The organism is Congregibacter brevis, assembly GCF_045689245.1.
Lineage (GTDB): Bacteria > Pseudomonadota > Gammaproteobacteria > Pseudomonadales > Halieaceae > Congregibacter > Congregibacter brevis.
The window spans coordinates 3280495-3300333 of sequence record NZ_CP136865.1 but is presented as its reverse complement, the minus strand read 5'-3'; the positions used below and the strand labels follow the sequence as shown (position 1 = coordinate 3300333).

At 55.0% G+C, this 19839-nt stretch carries 21 protein-coding genes; 15 read left to right on the top strand and 6 right to left on the bottom strand.

All coding sequences use genetic code 11. The features are described from left to right. The first annotated feature begins 52 nt into the window (after nt 1-52). Nucleotides 53-1579, top strand: coding sequence for a phytoene desaturase (locus R0137_RS14625; RefSeq protein WP_407327140.1), 1527 nt, complete (start codon nt 53-55; stop codon nt 1577-1579). Continuing rightward, nucleotides 1560-2687, top strand: a complete 1128-nt coding sequence (locus R0137_RS14620; protein WP_407327139.1) for a phytoene/squalene synthase family protein — start codon at nt 1560-1562, stop codon at nt 2685-2687. Before R0137_RS14625 ends, R0137_RS14620 begins: the two co-directional genes overlap by 20 nt. On the opposite strand, the gene R0137_RS14615 is transcribed toward R0137_RS14620, so the two are convergent. After that, a complete protein-coding gene (locus R0137_RS14615; protein WP_407327138.1) occupies nt 2665-3687 on the bottom strand; it encodes a carotenoid 1,2-hydratase in 1023 nt (340 codons plus the stop codon). The genes R0137_RS14620 and R0137_RS14615 overlap by 23 nt on opposite strands. A gap of 90 nt (nt 3688-3777) precedes the next feature. Between R0137_RS14615 and R0137_RS14610 the strand changes: the two genes are divergently transcribed. The 13 genes from R0137_RS14610 (at nt 3778) to idi (ending at nt 15403) form a co-directional block, all read left to right on the top strand. Further along, complete coding sequence (locus R0137_RS14610; protein WP_407327137.1) at nt 3778-4650, top strand: polyprenyl synthetase family protein; 873 nt, start codon at nt 3778-3780, stop codon at nt 4648-4650. Nucleotides 4651-4692: 42 nt separating this feature from the next. Further along, nucleotides 4693-5799, top strand: coding sequence for a methyltransferase (locus R0137_RS14605; RefSeq protein WP_407327136.1), 1107 nt, complete (start codon nt 4693-4695; stop codon nt 5797-5799). Between the two features lie 118 nt (nt 5800-5917). Beyond that, nucleotides 5918-6868 (top strand): chlorophyll synthesis pathway protein BchC, encoded by a 951-nt coding sequence (bchC, locus tag R0137_RS14600; protein ID WP_407327135.1) that lies wholly within the window; start codon nt 5918-5920, stop codon nt 6866-6868. Beyond that, nucleotides 6868-7848, top strand: coding sequence for a chlorophyllide a reductase iron protein subunit X (locus R0137_RS14595; RefSeq protein ID WP_407327134.1), 981 nt, complete (start codon nt 6868-6870; stop codon nt 7846-7848). The genes bchC and R0137_RS14595 overlap by 1 nt, the downstream gene beginning before the upstream one ends. After that, the gene (bchY, locus tag R0137_RS14590) at nt 7841-9310 is read left to right on the top strand and encodes a chlorophyllide a reductase subunit Y (protein WP_407327133.1); all 1470 of its coding nucleotides are present in this window, start codon (nt 7841-7843) and stop codon (nt 9308-9310) included. The genes R0137_RS14595 and bchY overlap by 8 nt, the downstream gene beginning before the upstream one ends. Continuing rightward, on the top strand, nt 9310-10785 hold the full coding sequence (gene bchZ, locus R0137_RS14585) for a chlorophyllide a reductase subunit Z (RefSeq protein ID WP_407327132.1): 1476 nt from the start codon (nt 9310-9312) through the stop codon (nt 10783-10785). Before bchY ends, bchZ begins: the two co-directional genes overlap by 1 nt. Nucleotides 10786-10840: 55 nt before the next feature. Further along, nucleotides 10841-11077 (top strand): hypothetical protein, encoded by a 237-nt coding sequence (locus R0137_RS14580; protein ID WP_407327131.1) that lies wholly within the window; start codon nt 10841-10843, stop codon nt 11075-11077. An 87-nt stretch (nt 11078-11164) separates the two neighbouring features. Further along, entirely contained in the window at nt 11165-11992 is an 828-nt protein-coding gene (pufL, locus tag R0137_RS14575; RefSeq protein ID WP_405271242.1) for a photosynthetic reaction center subunit L, read from the top strand. 12 nt (nt 11993-12004) lie between these two features. Continuing rightward, a complete protein-coding gene (gene pufM, locus R0137_RS14570; protein WP_407327130.1) occupies nt 12005-12982 on the top strand; it encodes a photosynthetic reaction center subunit M in 978 nt (325 codons plus the stop codon). Further along, nucleotides 12982-14073 carry a photosynthetic reaction center cytochrome PufC gene (gene pufC / locus R0137_RS14565; RefSeq protein ID WP_407327129.1) on the top strand — a complete coding sequence of 364 codons (1092 nt, stop codon included), beginning with the start codon at nt 12982-12984 and terminating at the stop codon, nt 14071-14073. Before pufM ends, pufC begins: the two co-directional genes overlap by 1 nt. Before the next feature lie 150 nt (nt 14074-14223). After that, nucleotides 14224-14367: a light-harvesting antenna LH1, beta subunit gene (pufB, locus tag R0137_RS14560; RefSeq protein ID WP_405271245.1), complete on the top strand. Its 144-nt coding sequence runs from the start codon at nt 14224-14226 to the stop codon at nt 14365-14367. 66 nt (nt 14368-14433) lie between these two features. Continuing rightward, nucleotides 14434-14625, top strand: a complete 192-nt coding sequence (gene pufA, locus R0137_RS14555) for a light-harvesting antenna LH1, alpha subunit (RefSeq protein ID WP_407327128.1) — start codon at nt 14434-14436, stop codon at nt 14623-14625. Nucleotides 14626-14752: 127 nt separating this feature from the next. Further along, nucleotides 14753-15403, top strand: a complete 651-nt coding sequence (gene idi, locus R0137_RS14550; RefSeq protein WP_407327127.1) for an isopentenyl-diphosphate Delta-isomerase — start codon at nt 14753-14755, stop codon at nt 15401-15403. Nucleotides 15404-15436: 33 nt separating this feature from the next. Here idi and R0137_RS14545 read toward each other — a convergent pair whose 3' ends face one another. From R0137_RS14545 to puhA, 5 genes are all read right to left on the bottom strand, one after another. Then, nucleotides 15437-16780 (bottom strand): radical SAM protein, encoded by a 1344-nt coding sequence (locus R0137_RS14545; RefSeq protein WP_407327126.1) that lies wholly within the window; start codon nt 16778-16780, stop codon nt 15437-15439. 269 nt (nt 16781-17049) lie between these two features. Next, the gene (puhE, locus tag R0137_RS14540) at nt 17050-17877 is read right to left on the bottom strand and encodes a putative photosynthetic complex assembly protein PuhE (RefSeq protein ID WP_407327125.1); all 828 of its coding nucleotides are present in this window, start codon (nt 17875-17877) and stop codon (nt 17050-17052) included. Further along, entirely contained in the window at nt 17874-18380 is a 507-nt protein-coding gene (gene puhC / locus R0137_RS14535; RefSeq protein ID WP_407327124.1) for a photosynthetic complex assembly protein PuhC, read from the bottom strand. The genes puhE and puhC overlap by 4 nt, the downstream gene beginning before the upstream one ends. A gap of 21 nt (nt 18381-18401) precedes the next feature. Beyond that, nucleotides 18402-19061, bottom strand: coding sequence for a photosynthetic complex putative assembly protein PuhB (gene puhB / locus R0137_RS14530; RefSeq protein WP_407327123.1), 660 nt, complete (start codon nt 19059-19061; stop codon nt 18402-18404). Beyond that, nucleotides 19058-19825, bottom strand: coding sequence for a photosynthetic reaction center subunit H (gene puhA / locus R0137_RS14525; protein WP_407327122.1), 768 nt, complete (start codon nt 19823-19825; stop codon nt 19058-19060). The genes puhB and puhA overlap by 4 nt, the downstream gene beginning before the upstream one ends. Nucleotides 19826-19839 lie beyond the last annotated feature (14 nt).

Sequence of the window (19839 nt, the reverse complement as noted above, 5' to 3'; positions counted from 1 at the left end):
AAACTTACTGCTATGCTGTAAACTAAATTAGACACTAGAAGTGTAATTTATTGTGAACAGTGTTGTTACTCCCGGTTCCGGACTGCAAACAGGCGCTTCTCCCCACGCTATTGTTATCGGCAGTGGCTTTGGTGGTCTGGCCGCGGCTATTCGGCTGTCGGTGCGAGGGTATCGTGTGACGGTTCTCGAGAAGCTTGATGCTCCGGGGGGGAGGGCTTACGTATTCCGTCAGGACGGATTCACCTTTGATGCGGGCCCAACAATCATCACGGCGCCGTTCTTGCTTGATGAGTTGTGGACCCTCTGCGGTAGAAAATTTAGTGATGATGTTGATCTCCGCGCGATGAAGCCATTTTTTCGTCTGCGTTTTGACGACGGAGATACCTTTGATTACACCGGTGATCCCGAGCAAATGAGAGCCGAGATTCGTCGCATCGCACCTGATGATCTTAATGGATATGAGCAGTTCCTGGAGGCTAGCGCTACGGCCTATCGCCTTGGCTACGAGCAGATGGGAGATATGCCGTTTACCAAGATCACCGATATGCTCAAAGTCATACCGGAAATGTTAAAAATGCAGGGCCTGCGGAGCCTTCATTCGCTGGTGCGGGCACACGTAAAGAGTCCGAAGTTACAAACGGTGTTGAGCTTCCACCCCCTGCTCATTGGCGGCAATCCGTACTCTGTTACGGCGGTGTATGCGTTGATATCACATCTTGAACAGAAGCATGGCGTGCATTCGGCAATGGGTGGTACGGGCGCTTTGGTCGATGCGATGGTGTCGCTTATGCAGTCCCAGGGTGCGGTACTTCGCTGCAATTCCGAGGTCGATGAAATTCTGGTCGAGAGAGGAGAGGCTCAGGGCGTGCGCCTGGCGTCGGGCGAGGTGCTTCATGCAGATGTGGTTGTTTCGAACGCGGATGCTGCGTGGACTTATCGCCACCTGATCAAGCCTGAGCATCGGAAGCATTGGACCGACCGTAAAATTGAGCGCTCGAGCTTTTCCTCTGGCTTGTTCGTCTGGTATTTCGGCACGGATAAGCGTTACGAGGATGTCCCTCAGCACTCGGTTTTGCTGGGTCCAAGATATAAAGGTTTGCTGGACGACATTTTCAAAAAACATCATCTCGCCGATGACTTTAGTCTCTATCTGCATCGGCCTACGGAGCTTGATCCTAGTCTGGCGCCTGAGGGTTGTGACACGTTTTATGTGCTGGCGCCTGTGCCGCATTTAGAAAGTGGTACTGACTGGGAGGCGCATGCAGAGCCTTTCCGCCTGGCGATCCAAAAGCGTCTTGAGGAGACTGTGTTGCCAGGCTTTTCTGAGCATGTAAAGACATCCTTAGTCATGACGCCGCTGGACTTTCAAAGCAGACTTCTCGCGTTTAGAGGTTGTGCTTTCAGTTTTGAGCCCAAGCTCACGCAAAGCGCCTGGTTTCGGCCGCACAATGTCAGTGAAGATGTAAAAGGTTTGTATCTGGTGGGGGCGGGCACACATCCGGGTGCAGGTATCCCGGGGGTGATTACCTCTGCAAAGGTGCTTGATCAGGTGATACCGCATGCCCACAGCTATGCCTGATTCGTCTGCTGGGGTTGCATCGATTTCCCTGCGTCCACGTAGAGCGATTCCTCCGGACGCGCGGTCAGATACCGCGCACTGTCGAGCCATGATTCGCACGGGATCGAAGTCATTCTTTCTTGCCTCGCATTTACTTCCCCCAGCATTGCGGGGTGCGGTTTACGCTTTGTATGCATTCTGTCGTGAGGCTGATGATGCGATTGATGACGGTGCGGATCCTTTAGCGGAGCTTGAGATTTTCAGAGAGCGCTTGGGCGCTGTATACGGTGAAGAGATTCCCGGAAATGTGGTGGACCGAGCGCTTGCGCGCGTTGTCCGCGATCATGCGCTGCCTAGGGAGTTGCTCGAGGCGCTTCTGCAGGGCTTCGCCTGGGATGTGCAGTCCCGCGCTTACAAGGACCTTGGTGGTGTTTACGGTTACGGCGTCCGCGTTGCAGGTTCTGTCGGCGTGATGATGGCGTTACTGATGGGTGTTCGAGATCCGGGTATGTTGGCGCGCGCGGCGGATCTAGGTGTGGCGATGCAGCTGACAAACATTGCTCGGGATGTTGGTGAGGATGCTGTAGCTGGGCGTGTATATCTGCCCACGCGCTGGCTTCGAGAAGTCGGTCTGAGTCCGCAGGGTCTTGTCGATAAGCCGGCGCATTCACCGGAGCTTGCTTCGGTAGTCGCTCGCTTACTTAGCGCGGCGGAGTGTTTGTATGCGCGAGCCGATAGCGGAATCGCGGGTTTACCGGCCCGGTGCAGGCCGGGTATCTACGCTGCAAGAAAGCTCTACGCGGGTATTGGTCATGAATTGCTCCGACGAGGCGGTGATAGTGTCTCGAGGCGTACCGTATTGCCCACTCACCGTAAGCTGCTGCTCACCTTAAGTTCTCTGGTGCCCCCGCGGGTTAATCTGGCGCATCTCAATGCGGACCCTTTGCCGCAGGTGCGCTACCTCATCCGCGCCGTAGATAGCTTGCCTACGCCGGAGGCTGGAGAGCAGCCACCCTTGGGTTTTGCCGGTGATATCGACTGGGTCATGGATGTTTTTGCGGAGCTGGAAAAGCGCGATCGAGAGGTGCATGCCCCCGAGCCTGGGCTTAGATCAAGCGCGGCATCCTAAAGGGCAGGAGAGTTTGTACCCAGCGCTTTTCAAAGCGCGTCATCGATAAGCTTTCGTGGATGCCGGCACCTGGTTCGCCGTCAAAGTTAGCCTCAATGAGTGAGCGTGCGTAGAAGGGCGTGTCTTCAAGAGTTTGTAGTCGTGTTGGTTTGGCTTCTGCGCTTGGCATTCGCCTATCCACCCTCCATACACTTGTCCGCGGCAATGCGCTGGATTCAGCAGGGTTCTCAAAGGTGATTGATCCATCATCTTTAAAGCGCAACGCCAGTCGGTGAGGCTTTCGCAGCCCGTGGCGCGCCTCGTAGCGCACGGCGCAGTCGCCGTTAGACAGGCGCGCTCGCGTCCAGTCCCATCCAGAGAAACCGTCGGCCAACGGCTCTTCTCCGCGGTTGCTGTCCAGATAGCCATCGCCAGACCAATGCGTGTTCAAGGACGGCAGGTCAACATCTACTCTGGCGATGGGTGCTATGGGGTTCCAGAAATGCCGTGCTCTGTCATCCAGTTGCAGGCTGTGCGAGGTGAGTGCCGCGGGGGTGACGCGTATGCTGCCTTGCATGCGTTGGGCAAAGGGTGTGCACCGTTCGTCAATCTTTGCCAGGAAGCTCTCTCCGTCCCAGTCGATTCTGCTGGGTCCCAGTCGGTAGCTATTTGAATCTCGCTCTAGCCCCGTCGAGTCGCGCTCCGTCATGCTCCAGCGTTTCTTGCCCGATGGCCCGTAAAGAATGGTGTTAAAGGCGCAGTGGTTTTCGGCCGAGGCTGTGCCTCTTCTTCGCGCTCTGGCGTAGTAGGGCGAAAACACGCTACCGACAAATATGATCATGGTTATGGCCTGCGTACCGTCATCGCTCAGTGCGTCGACGTACCACCACAGATAGCCGTTATCGTTTACCGGTTCCGCAAAGTTGATCCCTGGAGCTCGCTGATTGTAACCCTCAGGTGGGTCGCCCACGGGCGGTTTCACTTCCATGCTGTTGGCATCATGTTTTGGCGAGTCTTGCATTCGCGCTTGTATTCCCTGACCGTCTAATCTAAGTTACACAATAAGTGTAAACCAATATTAACAGTAGTGTTGACAATGTGAGGGCCGCTTATGCCGATAGGTGACAGTGATTTCGAGCAGGTTTTGCGTTCGGCCGTGGAGGAGGCAGCAGATTCTCGCTGCCCCAAGCTTCTGGCGGCTGCTCTTCATCATGCGGTTTTCCCCGGCGGTGCTCGGGTCCGACCAAAGCTCTGCTTGGCGGTAGCTCTGGCGAACAATTGCGACGCGCCAGCACTCGCTGCAGCCGCTGCTGCGTCTGTGGAGTTGTTGCATTGCGCATCGTTGGTGCATGACGATATGCCTTGCTTTGATAATGCTGAGGAGCGTCGTGGGCGCGAGTCAGTGCACTCTGCCTACGGCGAGCCTATTGCGCTTTTGGCGGGAGACGCACTCATAGTATCGGCCTTTGCGCTGCTTGCCCGGCCGCAATTACCGGCCAAAAACCGCCTTTCGCAATTGATGCGTGTAGTTGCGGAAGGCGTTGGTGCGCCTTGCGGCATTGCAGCAGGGCAGGCCTGGGAGTCTGAACCCGTAGTGGATGTGTCCTTGTATCACCGATCAAAAACAGGTGCTTTGTTTATTGCAGCAACTGCCGCGGGTGCGGCTGCGGCTGGAGTGGATGTCGCTCCGTGGCAAACCTTGGGAGCCAAGATTGGTGAGGCCTATCAGGTCGCTGATGATATTCAGGATGCCACCTCTACACCTGACCAGCTGGGTAAACCCTGCGGTGTTGATGTTGCCCTTAACCGGCCTAGCGCTGTTTCTGAATTAGGGCTTGATGGTGCTACACGTCGGCTGCGCGAGCTTGTAGAAGAGGGTGTGGTCGCTGTACCTCCATGCGCGGGGCGAGCCGAGCTTCAAGCGGTTGTTCGTCAGCAGGCACAACGCTTTCTGCCTAAGGCCTGTGCTGCGGTGGCTGCCTGATTGATCCAACTGCGTTCGCGCTTTTTTTGACGGCGTGATCCTATGTCCCTGAGAGATTGGCTTCTTACTCGACGAGACCGGATGCTGGGAAGCGCCGCGTTTCATCAGTCCGTACTTCGTTTTCCTATATCTCGCTGGATTGCTCGGCGTCGTGCCCGCGAGTTATTCGATATTACGGCGGGTTTTGTTTACTCACAGGTGCTCGCTGCCTGTGTGGAGCTGGATCTCTTTGAGCGTCTTGCAGCGGGTCCAGTATCTAGTGAAAAGCTTGCGTCCGACTGTGCGATCCCGCGACCAGGCTTAGAGCGTTTGTTAGAGGCTGCAGTGGAGCTTCGTTTGCTGCAGCGCTGGGGTGCCGACGAATGGCGTCTGGGTGATCTGGGTGCTGCGAGTCGCGGCAGTCCGGGGATCGCCGCCATGGTTCGACATCACGGCATGCTCTACCGCGATTTGCTTGAGCCTTTAAGTTTACTGACCGACCGCTCTAACAGTGATTTGAGTCAGTACTGGGCCTATGCCGCTGAGCCCGGACGGAGCGAGGCTGCCAATGCGCAGCGCTACAGCGAGTTGATGGCGGAGTCTCAGTCCTTTGTTGCTGATGACGTACTCGCTCATTGTTCTCTTGCGGGGCGGCGCGAGCTCCTTGATATCGGCGGTGGCAGCGGGGTGTTTGCTGCAGAGGCGCTAAAGCGCTTTCCGGAGCTTCGCGCAAGGGTTTTCGATTTGCCTGACGTGGCCGTGCTGGCAGATGAGCGTTTTTCTCGAGAGGGTTACGGAGAGCGTGGTGGCGCGATCGGGGGCGACATGTTCGCTGATACCTTGCCGGGTGGCGCTGACGTTATCAGCCTTGTTCGGATTCTCCACGATCATGATGATGAGCTTGTCGTTCGACTATTGCGGGCGGCCCGGCAGGCAATCAGTCCTGACGGTCTCTTGCTCATTGCTGAGCCAATGGCGGAGACGCCGGCGGCGCCGGGTGTCGGCGCATATTTTCATCTCTATTTGTGGGCCATGGGCAGTGGTCGACCCCGAAGTTTCGCGCGGATTCGACAGATGTTAGAGGCGGCGGGCTTTGCCGATGTGCGTGAGCGCGGCAGCTTTCAGCCTCTGCTTGTGCGCGTCTTAACCGCGCGTCCGGCGGCGCGATGACTGGGGTCAGCTTCCCTGAGCGCTGCATATGTCATTTTCTCTTGACAGCGCTTAATGTCCATATAAACTGACACTATGAGTAAATGGATGTGTCCGACGTAATGGGGGAGAGCTAGTGGTGGATCGCACCGCGACTGCCGTCGTCTTTGAGAAGCCCGGAGTTATGTCCCTTCGGAATGTTGGCTTGATTACGCCCGGTGACAACGATTGCGTGGTTGAGGTGCTCTGGAGCGGCATTAGTACTGGTACTGAGCGCTTACTCTGGGATGGCCGGATGCCCGCATTCCCCGGCCTTGAGTACCCCCTGGTTCCGGGTTATGAGTCAGTCGGACGTGTTGTTGAAGCAGGGTCCTCCGATTTACACAAAGAGGGTGACCTTGTTTTCGTTCCGGGTTCGGCAGGCTATACCGACGTCCGGGGCTTGTTTGGTGCTTCTGCAGATAGTTTGGTGGTTGGTGCTGACCGCTTAATCCCCATTGATGAGTCCCTCGGGGATCAAGGTATTTTATTGGCGCTTGCCGCTACCGCGTACCACGCCGCCTTGCGCATAGGAAAGCATGCTCTACCTGATTTGATCATTGGACACGGTGTCCTTGGCCGACTCCTTGCTCGAGTAGTAATCGCCCTCGGTGGTGACGCGCCTACTGTCTGGGAAACCAACGCCAGTCGTCATGGCGGTGCCTTGGGCTATCAGGTAGTGACGCCAGACGCAGACACCCGTCGCGACTATAAAGTCGTCGCCGACGTTAGTGGCGATGCCAACATCCTCGATAGCTTGATCGCGCGGCTTTCGCCGGGTGGACAGGTCATTCTCGCGGGTTTCTACCACGCTCCACTGAATTTTAGTTTTCCGCCGGCATTTCAGCGTGAAGTGTCTTTTTCTATCGCCGCTGAGTGGCAAAAACCTGACCTTGAATCGGCCTTGGGCCTTGTTCGAGAGCAGGCTTTATCCCTCGACGGTTTGATCACTCACCATCAGTCAGTGCGTACCGCAGCACCTGCATACCGAATGGCTTTTGGCGATCCGGACTGTCTGAAAATGGTCCTCGACTGGAGGTGCATGCACTGATGAATAAGGCAGTAACTCAATACACCCCGGGCAACGATGAGGGTTCACTTCTTGCCAGTTCTGACGACGGCGGGTCGAAAACACAAGTCATTGCAATCTATGGAAAAGGCGGTATCGGCAAGAGTTTTACTCTAGCTAACCTGTCTTACATGATGGCGCAGCAAGGCAAGAAAGTGCTGCTCATCGGCTGCGATCCTAAAAGCGATACCACCTCGTTACTGTTCGGCGGCAAAGCTTGCCCGACGATCATTGAGACCGCATCCAAGAAAAAGGCCGCAGGCGAAGAGCTTGTGGTGGGTGACGTGTGCTTTAAGCGCGATGGCGTCTTTGCCATGGAGCTGGGTGGACCTGAGGTCGGTCGAGGATGTGGAGGCCGCGGAATCATCCATGGATTCGAAACGCTAGAAAAACTCGGCTTTCATGATTGGGATTTTGACTATGTGCTGCTCGACTTTCTCGGCGACGTGGTTTGTGGTGGTTTCGGTCTCCCGATCGCCAGAGACATGTGCCAAAAGGTTATCGTCGTGGCGTCCAATGATCTCCAGTCTTTGTATGTAGCTAACAACGTATGTTCCGCCGTCGAGTACTTCCGCCGCCTGGGTGGCAATGTAGGCGTTGCCGGCATGGTAACCAACAAAGACGACGGCACCGGTGAAGCCCAAGCCTTTTGCGAGGCGGTCGGCATTCCCCAGTTAGCTGCAATTCCCGCCGACGATGATATTCGCAAAAAGAGCGCCAACTACGAGATTATCGGACGGCCCGAGAGTCAGTGGGGGTCACTATTTGAGGGACTAGCCCAACAAGTCGCCGACGCCCCTCCGCAGCAGCCTTCTGCACTTTCTCAAGATGATCTTTTAGCGCTGTTTGACGGTGATGCTGTCGGGCGCAACGTCGTTCTTGAGCCCGCAAGTGTGGAAGAGCTTTGCAACGCAGAAGCCCTTAATCGTCCTTCACTTGAGGTCATCTACGACGATGTCTGATTTGGTGACTACCGTGAACCCCGCCGATGTCATTGCCAGCTCTGACGCGAAAGATACCGTGTCTGGATGTCATGCCGGTGCGGATACGATGAAGAAGGCTGCCGCAGAAGCGGGGAAAAGTGAAATTCTTGAGCAATACGCTAAAGACTATCCCACGGGTCCCCATGATCAACCGCAGAGCATGTGCCCCGCTTTTGGTTCTTTGCGAGTTGGTTTGCGTATGCGACGAACTGCAACGGTGCTTTGTGGCTCCGCTTGCTGTGTCTATGGCTTAACTTTCACATCGCACTTTTATGGAGCGCGCCGCACTGTTGGGTATGTGCCGTTTGATTCGGAAACTCTCGTTACCGGTAAGCTTTTTGAAGATTTGCGAGAGGCGACATACAAGCTGGCAGATCCCGAAAAGTACGACGCCATAGTGCTTATCAACTTGTGTGTGCCCACCGCGTCAGGCGTGCCTTTGGACCTGCTACCCAAAGAGATCAACGGCGTACGAATTGTTGGTATCGATGTTCCGGGTTTTGGGGTTCCTACTCACGCCGAGGCTAAAGATATTCTTGCAGGGGCAATGTTGTCTTATGCCCGCAGCGAAGCTGAGCAAGGTCCTGTCGCAAGACCCGATGCTAAAAGCGTAGGTCGTCCTACCGTTGCCCTCGTTGGTGAGATATTCCCTGTCGATGCCATCATGATTGGACGCATGCTCGAGCCTATGGGTTTGGCGGCGGGACCGATTGTTCCCACCCGGGAATGGCGTGAGCTGTACGCGGCTCTGGCGAGCCCTATTGCCGCGATGCTTCATCCTTTTTATAAGGCAACTGCCCGTGAATTTACCTCGGCCGGACGGTCGCTGGTGGGCTCTGCGCCCGTGGGTCACGACGGCACGGCGGCCTGGCTCAAGGCGATTGCTCAAAGCGCAGGCGTCAAGGACGAGGTTCTTGCCAAAACGAGCAATGCGCTTCTTCCTGCTATTAAGGGAGCTTTGGCATCTGCGCCTATTGATGCGCGCATCACACTGTCTGGCTATGAGGGTTCAGAGCTTTTGGTAGCGCGGCTTCTTGTAGAAGCCGGCGCTGATTTGCGCTACGTCGGTACCGCGTGCCCAAGGACCCCCTGGTCTGATGATGATCGGGACTGGCTCGAAGCTAAGGGCGTACAGGTTAACTACCGCGCCTCTCTCGAAGACGATATTGCTGCGGTCGAGGAGTTTCAGCCCGACCTTGCTGTGGGTACCACTCCGGTAGTGCAGCATGCCAAAGAGCAGGGCATCCCCGGTCTTTACTTTACCAATCTGATTTCTGCTCGCCCCCTGATGGGCCCGGCGGGTCCTGGTTCCCTGGCGCAGGTGATAAATACCGCGGTAGGTAACAAGGAGCGATTTGCGCGCATGGAGTCTTTCTTCAACGGTGTAGGCGCTGGTGAAAAAGCCGGCATCTGGCCGAGTGCGTCGGGGAGGGCTGCCTAGTGTTAGTGCTCGATCATGACCGCGCCGGTGGCTACTGGGGTAGCGTTTACGTTTTCACTGCCATCAAGGGACTGCAGGTCATTATTGATGGTCCGGTGGGTTGCGAAAATCTGCCCGTTACCTCCGTACTTCACTACACTGACGCGCTGCCACCTCACGAGTTACCTATTGTGGTGACCGGGCTAGCGGAAGAGGAGCTTGGCCAAAAGGGTACCGAAGGTGCACTCAGGCGTGCGCATAAATCTTTGGACCCCAAGAACCCCTCAGTGGTGGTAACGGGGTCCATTGCGGAAATGATCGGCGGTGGCGTCACTCCACGAGACACCAATATCGAGCGATTCCTGCCTCGCACCATTGATGAAGATCAGTGGCAGAGTGCGGACCGTGCGCTTTTCTGGCTTTGGGATCGCTATGGCAAGAGCAAGCGCAAGAAAGCCAAACAAAAGCCGCGGGAAGAAGGCGCAAAGCCGCGCGTCAATATCATTGGGCCTATTTACGGTTGCTTTAACACTTGGTCCGACGTCGCGGAAATTCAGCGTCTGGTCGAAGGAATTGGCGCAGAGATCAATCTCACCTTCCCCATGGGCGTGCACTTAGACGAAGTGCCCAAGCTTGCCGATGCCGACGTCAATGTATGTATGTACCGAGAGTTTGGCCGCAAGCTTTGCGAAGGATTGGAAAAGCCATATCTTCAGGCGCCCATCGGTTTGCACTCTACGACTGCATTTCTTGAGTCTTTAGGTGAGCTATTGGGACTGGATCCTCAACCCTTCATCGAGCAGGAAAAACACACCACCATCAAGCCGATGTGGGATCTGTGGCGCTCAGTAACTCAAGATTTTTTCGGCACGGCTAACTTTGGTGTCGCCGCCAGCGAAACTTATTCCCGAGGACTGCGTAATTTTCTTGAGGAAGAGCTCGGCATGCCTTGCAGTTTCTCATTCTCTCGCTGCGCCGGCGCGAAGACCGACAACGAAGCCGTTCGCGCTGCAATCGCGGACAGTGCGCCTCTTATCGTGTTCGGAAGCTACAACGAACGCATGTACATCTCGGAGACTCAGGCACGAACAATGTTTATTCCCGCTTCTCTACCGGGGTCTATTGTTCGTCGTCATACCGGCACCCCGTTTATGGGCTACGCCGGAGCTTGCTACGTTCTCCAAGAAGTCTGTAACGCGCTCTTTGATGCGCTGTTTCACATTCTTCCACTTGGCACAGAGCTGGACCAGATTGACGCTACTCCATCCCGACTCAATGAGGAGTTGGTTTGGGCTCACGAGGCCGAAACTCTGCTGGAGCAACAGTTGGAGCGAGAGCCGGTGCTGTTGAGAATTTCTGTTGCCAAACGTTTGCGGGATGCTGCTGAGCAGCGAGCGCGGGCAGCTGGCGCTGACCAGGTGACTGTTGATCATCTGGATAAGAGTCTACGACAAAGAGTTGAACCTGAGCCGGCTTCCGAAGTGGAGACTGTCTGAGTGCTAGATAAGAACAAACTAAGAATTGCGAGCCAAAACCGGGGAGGGCGGAGGCATGCTGAAAACTGGAGAAGTGAACTTGGGAGCACAACAAGTGCGACAGACTGATAGACGAAGCTACCGATTTTTGTTGGCCATGGCTGTGGGCTGTTTTTTTGTAGTGAGCGTGATTACACGTTTGCTGCCCCGCGCTTTACGTCCGTTTGCAGTGAGCGCACGAAAGCGCGAGTCCTGCTTTGAAGAGGCGCGGCGTGTGGCTTTGGCGGTCATTCCCTATGCGTTCGAGTGGTAAGGCGCGAATAACAATACACCGTAGTGCGGGTTGGCTGCGGAAGAACTATCGAAATTCACCGTCTAAGACGGGTTTGGAGGTTACGGCATGTCCATGTTGAGCTTTGAGAGGAAGTACCGAGTACGTGGAGGCACGTTGCTCGGTGGCGATCTCTTTGATTTCTGGGTGGGGCCGTTTTACGTCGGCTTCTTTGGTGTAACAACGATATTCTTCAGTGTTGTTGGTACTGCACTAATACTCTACGGAGCCGCTATGGGGCCAACGTGGAATGTCTGGCAGATCAGCATCGCTCCGCCAGATCTGAAATACGGTTTAGGTCTTGCCCCGCTTATGGAGGGTGGCCTGTGGCAAGTCATTACCCTGTGCGCTATTGGTGCCTTTAGTTCCTGGGCATTGAGGGAGGTAGAGATCTCACGAAAACTCGGCATGGGCTTGCATGTTCCCTTTGCCTTCGCCGTGGCGATTTTCGCTTACGTGACCCTCGTTGTGATCAGGCCTTTTCTGCTGGGTGCTTGGGGGCACGGCTTTCCTTACGGGATTTTGAGTCATCTCGATTGGGTGTCTAACGTCGGCTATCAGTACCTGCACTTTCACTACAACCCGGCGCATATGCTCGCGGTGACATTTTTCTTCACCACGACGCTTGCCTTGTCTATGCACGGTTCGTTGATTCTGGCGGTTACAAACCCTGGAGACGATGATCCCGTAGTGAAGACCGGAGAGCACGAAAACACCTTCTTCCGTGACGATGTGGGCTACTCCATTGGCGCTCTGGGTATCCACCGCCTTGGACTCTTCCTGGCTCTCTCTGCGGGCTTCTGGAGTGCGGTGTGTATTGTTTTAAGTGGACCTTTCTGGACCCGCGGTTGGCCCGAATGGTGGAACTGGTGGCTTGAACTACCGGTCTGGTCTTAAGAGGGGAATGCTATGAATCTTGAATATCAGAACATATTTACGCGGGTTCAGGTGCGCGGCCCTCACTACCCTGGGGTTTCCATCGGTGCCGAAAATGAGAATCGGGTTGGTACTCCCGTCGATAACTATTGGATGGGTAAGATCGGCGATGCGCAGATAGGACCTTTCTATCTTGGTTCGCTGGGGCTCGCATCGATCGTATGTGGTCTTATCGCGTTTGAAATCATTGGCCTGAATATGTGGGCGTCGGTGAATTGGGATCCCGTACAGTTTGTGCGCCAACTGTTTTGGTTAGCTTTGGAGCCGCCACCCCCTCAATATGGTTTGAGCATACCGCCCTTGAATGATGGTGGTTGGTGGTTGATAGCCGGTTTCTTCCTTACTCTGTCGATCATGCTTTGGTGGCTTAGAACTTATAGACGTTCCAAAGCGTTGGGTATGGGGCAGCATTTGACCTGGGCATTTGCAGGCGCTATCTGGTTGTACCTTGTATTGGGTTTCATCCGCCCTCTATTGATGGGGAGTTGGAGTGAAGCCGTGCCCTTTGGCATCTTCCCGCACCTGGATTGGACGGCCGCATTTTCCCTGCGCTACGGCAACCTGTTCTACAACCCGTTCCATATGCTCTCAATTGCATTCCTTTACGGATCTACTCTGCTCTTTGCCATGCACGGTGCGACTATCCTCGCAGTAACCCGTTACGGCGGCGACCGTGAGATTGATCAGATTACGGATCGCGGAACGGCGTCTGAGCGAGCGGCTCTTTTCTGGCGCTGGACCATGGGCTTCAACGCATCTATGGAATCTATTCACCGCTGGGCGTGGTGGTTCGCTGTACTTACCGTAGTTACTGGCGGTATAGGCATTTTGTTGACCGGTACCGTGGTGGATAACTGGTATCTCTGGGCAGTGAAACACGGAGTAGCGCCGGCATATCCGGTGCTTGAGGCTACGCCGGTAGTTGATCCCATGATGACAGGAGGTCAATGATGAAAACTTCTATGCGAATGCTCGGCGTGGGCATTTTGCTCACCACGGTCGGATTAGCGGGCTGTGAGAAACCTCCTGTCGAAGTCGTGCAGCGGGGCTATCGCGGCACGGGTATGGAGCAAGTGATTAGCCCTGGTGCTCTCGACGAAATGATCGCCAAAAATCAGGCGCCAGAGGCAGCACCGGCCGTGCCTAGCACCGGCCCCAAGGCAGGCGATGTCTACCAAAACGTGCAGGTACTGGGTGATCTGAGTGTGGGTGAGTTCACTCGCCTCATGGCTTCAATTACGGAATGGGTTTCTCCTGAAGAAGGGTGTCTTTACTGTCACGGCACTGACGGTTTTGCCGCAGATGACAAGTACACCAAGAAGGTCGCCCGGGTGATGATCGCCATGACTCAACGGGCAAACGAAACCTGGGGAGCAAGCCATACGGCGCCCACCGGTGTGACTTGCTACACCTGTCACCGCGGTAAGAATGTGCCCGAGTATGTATGGGTTACCGAAGCGGCTCCGACGATGCCCGGCTCATTTGCGACCGCTCCTACCGGACAGAACGTCGCTGGTGTTGTGGGCAATGGATATGCGTCTCTTCCTTACGATCCTTTTACACCATATCTGGAAAGTGACGCGGACATTCGTATGGCGGGAGATACTGCCTTACCCACGGGTAACCGCAAGTCCATAAAACAAACCGAATGGACGTATTCGTTGATGATGCACTTTTCACAGTCCCTGGGCGTGAACTGTACCTATTGCCACAACAGCCGCGCCTTTGCGAACTGGGAGCAGAGTCCCCCGACGCGCGTGAAGGCCTGGCATGCTATTCGGATGGTACGTGAGTTAAACAACAAGTATGTCTGGGAGACTAACGAGTGGCTGCCGGAGCATCGTCAAGGTCCAAGTGGAGACCCCCAGAAAATCGCATGCAACACCTGTCACCAGGGAGCCTTCAAACCGCTCTACGGTGCGCCAATGCTCAAGGATTTTCCGAACCTGGCGACACAGTCAGCGGGTTCAAAGCAATTGATCTCAGCCTCCGAGAGTGTGGAGTCGGACATGGCCGGCGCCACCGGTGGAGGCGGAGAGTAAGAATCTGTAGTGCGTCTGTTCACGCAGGCGCATTGTAGGTGCAGTGTCTAGTAGTCCCCGTGAAAGTTGAAGGTGTCTGCAGCGCTGTGAAGGCCCCCAGTTCGTTTCGGCGTACTGGGGAAACGTAGTTGACATGGGAGTAATCAAACCATGAGCGAATCTAGCAGCCTTACAGGGCTCTCAGATGGTGCGGCCAGAGAGTTTCACAGCTTGTATGTGAAAAGCACTCTGGGTTTTGTCGCAGTAGCCGTGGTCGCACACCTTTTGGTGTGGTCCTGGAGACCGTGGTTCTAAGGATCGACTTAGAGACTGAACCTGCGTCGCACCTTGGTGTGTCGCTTTTTATTAAGGAGATGCGTAATGCATAAAATGTGGATGATTTTTGATCCTCGTAGAATATTGGTAGCGAATGCTATCTTTCTTTTTACGTTAGCGATCTTGATTCACTTTATTTTGCTGAGCACCGCGAAGTACAACTGGATCGAAGGTGATTCGATGGCAGGTGCTTCAACGGCCCAGCACATGGAGGCACTGCCCCCCTCGCGCAGCTAGCGCATCGGGCATTGCAACTTAGTGTGCCCACGGCCTCCCCCGGTCGTGGGCACCGTTTCTTGTTCTGTTTAAGCCATCGTGCTGTCTCAGCTTGAGCACATGGACTGCCCAAAAAGGAGTGCCGTTCTTGTCCGAAGTCGAAAGCGAGTCAGGCAAAGCCGAGGGTAGTGTGAGCGTTATGCGAGCGCCCGTATCATTCGCGAGCGAAGAACTTATTCTGGTCGATAGCGACGACAGGGTGATTGGCTATCGCAATAAATTTCAAACCCATCAAGGTGTTGGCGTGCTGCACCGGGCGTTTTCTGCGTTTCTGTTTAACCATCGTGGACAACTTCTAGTTCATCGACGAAGTCTGGAGAAACCGCTGTGGCCAGGTTTTTGGACCAACAGCTGTTGTAGTCACCCCCGCAGAGGCGAGACTATCGGCTCTGCAGTAAAGCGCCGTATACGCGAAGAATTAGGCATTGATGCAGTAGCGACGCCGGTTTACAAATTTGAGTATCAGGCGCGTTACGAAGATGTGGGCAGTGAGCACGAGTTATGTCACGTGTATTTGGCAAGTGCCATTGGCGACGAAGAGATATCGGCTCATGCTGAAGAAGTGATGGAATGGCGCTGGCTAAGCCTTGATGAGGTCGATGCCTGGCACACCGAGTCTCCTGAGGACCTCACGCCGTGGTTTCGGCAGGAGTGGTCTGCGCTCCGAACGCGCTATGGTGCTCAGCTCGAAAGCTTTGTTCAGGATATCAAAACACCCGATCAACGCGGCGCAGCGTAGCGACGGCAGCCCAGGCTTTAGTGCTAGGAGGCTTTAGGCAATGCTACGCCAGCGGTACATAGGTGACGAGTCACCACAGGCCTGATGCAAGGTGTAGCGTCCTGCCTCGGTCATAGTCAACCGGTCTCCGTCGATCTCTACCAAACCGTCTTCCTTTAACGCCTTCAGTGCAGGGTAGTCCTGGGACCCATCAAGTAAGGTGTGTTTATCGTCGGTCAGATGTAGGTTGCACATAAGATCCGATAGCGCTTGGCGGCGGGCCCGAACATTAGGGCTAAGCCTTGCCGCAGCACTCATGGGGAGTTCGCCGCGCTCAAGGCTCTCTCGCCACTGCGCTATATCAGAGTGGTTTTGAACGCAGATACTTGAGATGTCAGTCATGGAGCTACTGCCTAATCCAATCACCCCTCGTCCTGGCTGCGCTGTGTAGCCTATCCAATTCCGCTGGAGGGAACCGTTGCGATGGGCTTGGCTGATGCTGTCCTGATCGCGGGCGAAGCAATCTAAGCCGATCCATTCATATCCGGAGCTGCAAAACTTATCGACTATGCGGCTGAAGATTGCCACCTTGTCCGCGATAGACGGGAGCTGCTGAGAATCTATGGCCCGTTGATGTTGGAAATGATTCGCACGCCGCGAATAGGTGTAGCAGGACACCCGGTCCGGTGCCAATGCCAGTAGATCTTCGACGGTTTTCTGGACACTAGACGCGCTCTGCATGGGCAAGCCATAGACAAGATCTGTGGCAACGGTGGTGAAGCCTATCTGACGGGCGTTCTCTACCACATCGCGAATCACGGGGAGCGACTGATGTCGCCCTAAAGCCTGCTGAACCGTAGGATCAAGATCGCGTAGCTCAAGATTTAAACTGCGAAAGCCAAGCCCGTGGAGCAGCGATAGCTGGGATACGGAAGCTCTATGCGCGTTTGCCTCTAGAGACGACTCTGTTTGGTCGTCAATCGTAAAATGTTTGTCGAGAATATCAACGAGCCTTACCAGCTGCAGTTCCGACAGGTAATTTGGTGTGCCGCCGCCGAGATGGAGCTGCTGGAGCCGGCGCCCACGACCCAGATGGTCGGTCACAAGTTGTAACTCAATCTCTAGAGCGTCGAGATAGTGATCGATTTGTTGATGGTCGTGACTGACGCTGGTTTGGTGGTCGCAGCTTAAGCATCGGGAAGGACAGAAGGGTAGGTGTACGTACACCGACAGAGCTTCGCTCGTATTGCGTTTCTCTTCTACGAGAGCGGCGATGTAATCGTTATGAGACACGCTCGGGTCGAAAGACAGGCCCGTGTCGAACAGCTTCGTGCTACTGGCTACTTCTTGCCCGGAGGTGATGATCATCCGAGCTTCGTTGTTGTCGCTGTTTATCATGGCGACTGTTCCTCAGCACATCCCGTGAAGATCTTCGGACGATTGCTTGGCTTATTATCATGGCCTTTGTCGGGCCTATATGAGTCCGTCATGAGTAGTAAGGCGAGACTGCTTTTAAGGAGACCCACTTTACTGACGGCAGGATGGACGCCAAGCGTCGGGGCATTCATCAAGGTGCTGGAGTAAAAGTAGCGTCCCGTCGGGATTCGGTCAAGTTTTAACAAGAAATTAAAAGTCATGAGAAAAGTGGTTTTTCTGTCGAGATTGAACTAAGGGTGTTTGGGAACCTGGAGTCTGCGAACATTGCCTGTGTCAGTCACATCCTGCGAGCTTGTAGCATCAGCGGGGGCAGCTAAGGCCCAGCGCCAAAGCACCGACTCCCCAAAGGGGTACATCAAAAACCAATGTTCGAGAACCGCGAGGCTCAATAGAGCGCTCACCAGCAAATTGGCACTGCGCAAAAACGGGTCAACGGTCGCCATCGCCTGTACCAGCAATAAAGCGGCTACGGCGGTACCAATGGTGACGGACACGGGAAACAGCCAGTTCATGGAAGCGCGACGCGTGTAGCTATCCAGATACTTTAGGTGGTCCGGAAACCAGTCACTATTATAGTTTCGCACACCAAGAAACAGATTGAGTTTAGCGCTCCAGCGCATAAGCCAGAGCGATACACAGGTCGCAGCGGCTACCTGGTTTGGGCCATCCCCAGCGACGACCACCACCACAGCTACCATGGTGATGACGGAGATCTCGTGATACAGACTTGTTTGCAAACCTAACCAAAATCGCTGCAGGGTGGATGCCTGGCTAGGGCAAGCGGTTTTTCTGGGACCGGTGATTACTCCCATGAGATAAGTCATTTCAAGCCACGCCCAGATTACCAAGCCTTGCCCAAAGCCTAAGAGCGCGCCGGCCGCGCTCCGATCTTCACTGCGTCCGGGGAGGTAGATAAGAGACAAAATCACAAGGACAGTCACTGCGAGCATGCTGCCTCTTTGCCACTGAAGGCCCAGCCTGTTCAGCAAAAGCACAAGCCCTGTGCTTATCCACCAGGCCAGAGTTACTGTGGCCAGTGCTAGGAGGTAATCGATCACCAGCCGTTGACTGAATCCGCTTGAGGCAGCGGAGCGTCCATGAGTGCTGAAAATACGGCGATATTGGTTGAGCCAAATGCGACCAGATCTATCTGCTCGCCTGTGGCGGGGTCAGATAAGACGAGGCGGCCATCATCGTAGCGCGTGAGCTCAAACAGCGAAGCTATTCCTGAATCCAGCCCTCGGCGTTGGCGCACGAGGCTGCGTACTACGCCTCGGAGGAATGCGCCTTCGCCAGAAGGAATCGCTGCGATAGCGCTTTTACTGTTCCACTCAAATACTTCGACCACACCGTTAGGTAGATCCCGAAAGCCCAGCTCTCGAACGTCCACCACGGTAGACTCGGGGATAGAGTTCATGGAGTATCCCGTCAGACGGGCGAAGAGGGTCGCAGCGAGGATTGCCAAAACAAATATCGCCAAGCCTACTAGGAGTGCTCGAGAACTGGGATCCAGAGTGCTGGCTCGCCCTCCGGATTGTTCAGGTGTTACAGCATTGCTCAAAGTCATAGATCCTCGCGCCGCTTAAGACGCGCTTAGTGCAGCGCCATGTTCACTACTGTCTTGACTCATCACCGTGGTGCTTTCTTCACGGCCAGTCTTGGTCGCGCTGTTAACAACGCTTGCAAGGCTTTCGGCCAGTTCTTCAATATTTGCAATGCTACGCAATGCTGGTTGAGTCGGGTTCACCCTCCAGCTACGGACGTTGGGCCATAGCATCATGTAGGAAAGACGTTTCTTTTGATCCAGTGAAAGCACAATGTCGCCGCCGCCGTCAGCGTAACGACACATGTCCGCTGCGCTCACAATATTCAGCGGGATATTCACCATCATCGGCATCGCCACTCCAAAGCGGAGCACTAAGCGTTTATCGGTTAGGGTATAAATCGTTGTTCGCGCATAGGCGTAAGCGAGGAGGGCGAGTATGCCAATTGCCAGCAAGCCGAGACCAAGCATCCAGCTGCTGCCCAAAATGACATCTGCCAGCGATGCATTGCCAGTGGCTTGAACGGCGAGGTGAACAGCAATCAGTACCGCAAAATAAATGGCTACCGTTCTGAGGTGGAAGACTCGTCGGGCCATCACCTTGAAGTCAGGCTCACCCTGCCAGACCAGAGTTTCGTCGCTCGGCAGGTAGCCGGGGAGTCCACGAATGGGCTCGTCTTCGTATTCCGTCACACTCATAGTATTGGCTCCGTCCTCTCAGGGAGAGCATAAAGGTAACCGCCACCGTAGTAAGCGCCGATCTTGTCTTCTTCCTGAAGCGTGACAAAGTCCGGGTTAGCCGTAGTTGGAGCGTCGGCGAAATGCTTTCCGCAAACAGATTTTGCGACGACGTCGCCGTTTGACTTAATGCGTGCAAAGGTCATGGGAATCATCACCCGACGCTCACCCGCATTGATTTCGAGGTAGCGCACACAGGGCTCACTGAGGTCAATCCATAGATCGGTAATCGTGCCTCCCTGCTGGCCGTCAACGCCATACACCGGGCGGCCACGGGGGTCGGGATCGCGGCTTTCTACGCTCCAGTCCTCTGCTATGCGCATGGGAATAATCCGAGGGGTGCCGTGGTCGTGGTTGAGATCCGGTTTCTCCGGGCGGATCGCCCAAGCCGCAGGACCAACACCATCGAGCATTGCGTTGCCTGTGGGCTCCAGAGGAAATCCGGGAGCCGGCACTGGCTGCTCTGCCTTGAGCTCGTAGCCCGGTGGGTCTTCCTTGGGAACGGAACGCGTGCCTTGGCCATGGGGAAGAATGTACGTTTTCTCTTCAGGCATGCCGAAGAGGTCGCCGCCCCGGTATCGTTCGTTATGAGAATCCACCAGAGGATATCCCTCGCGCTTGTTCTCGCGGTGCAGATAACCCACAAGTCCGAAGAAAAACAGCCAGAATGCGTATAGCGTCAGCTGTGCTAAATCAATGTACTCGGTTATAGCTCCAGTACCCATTTCAGTTCCTCCCT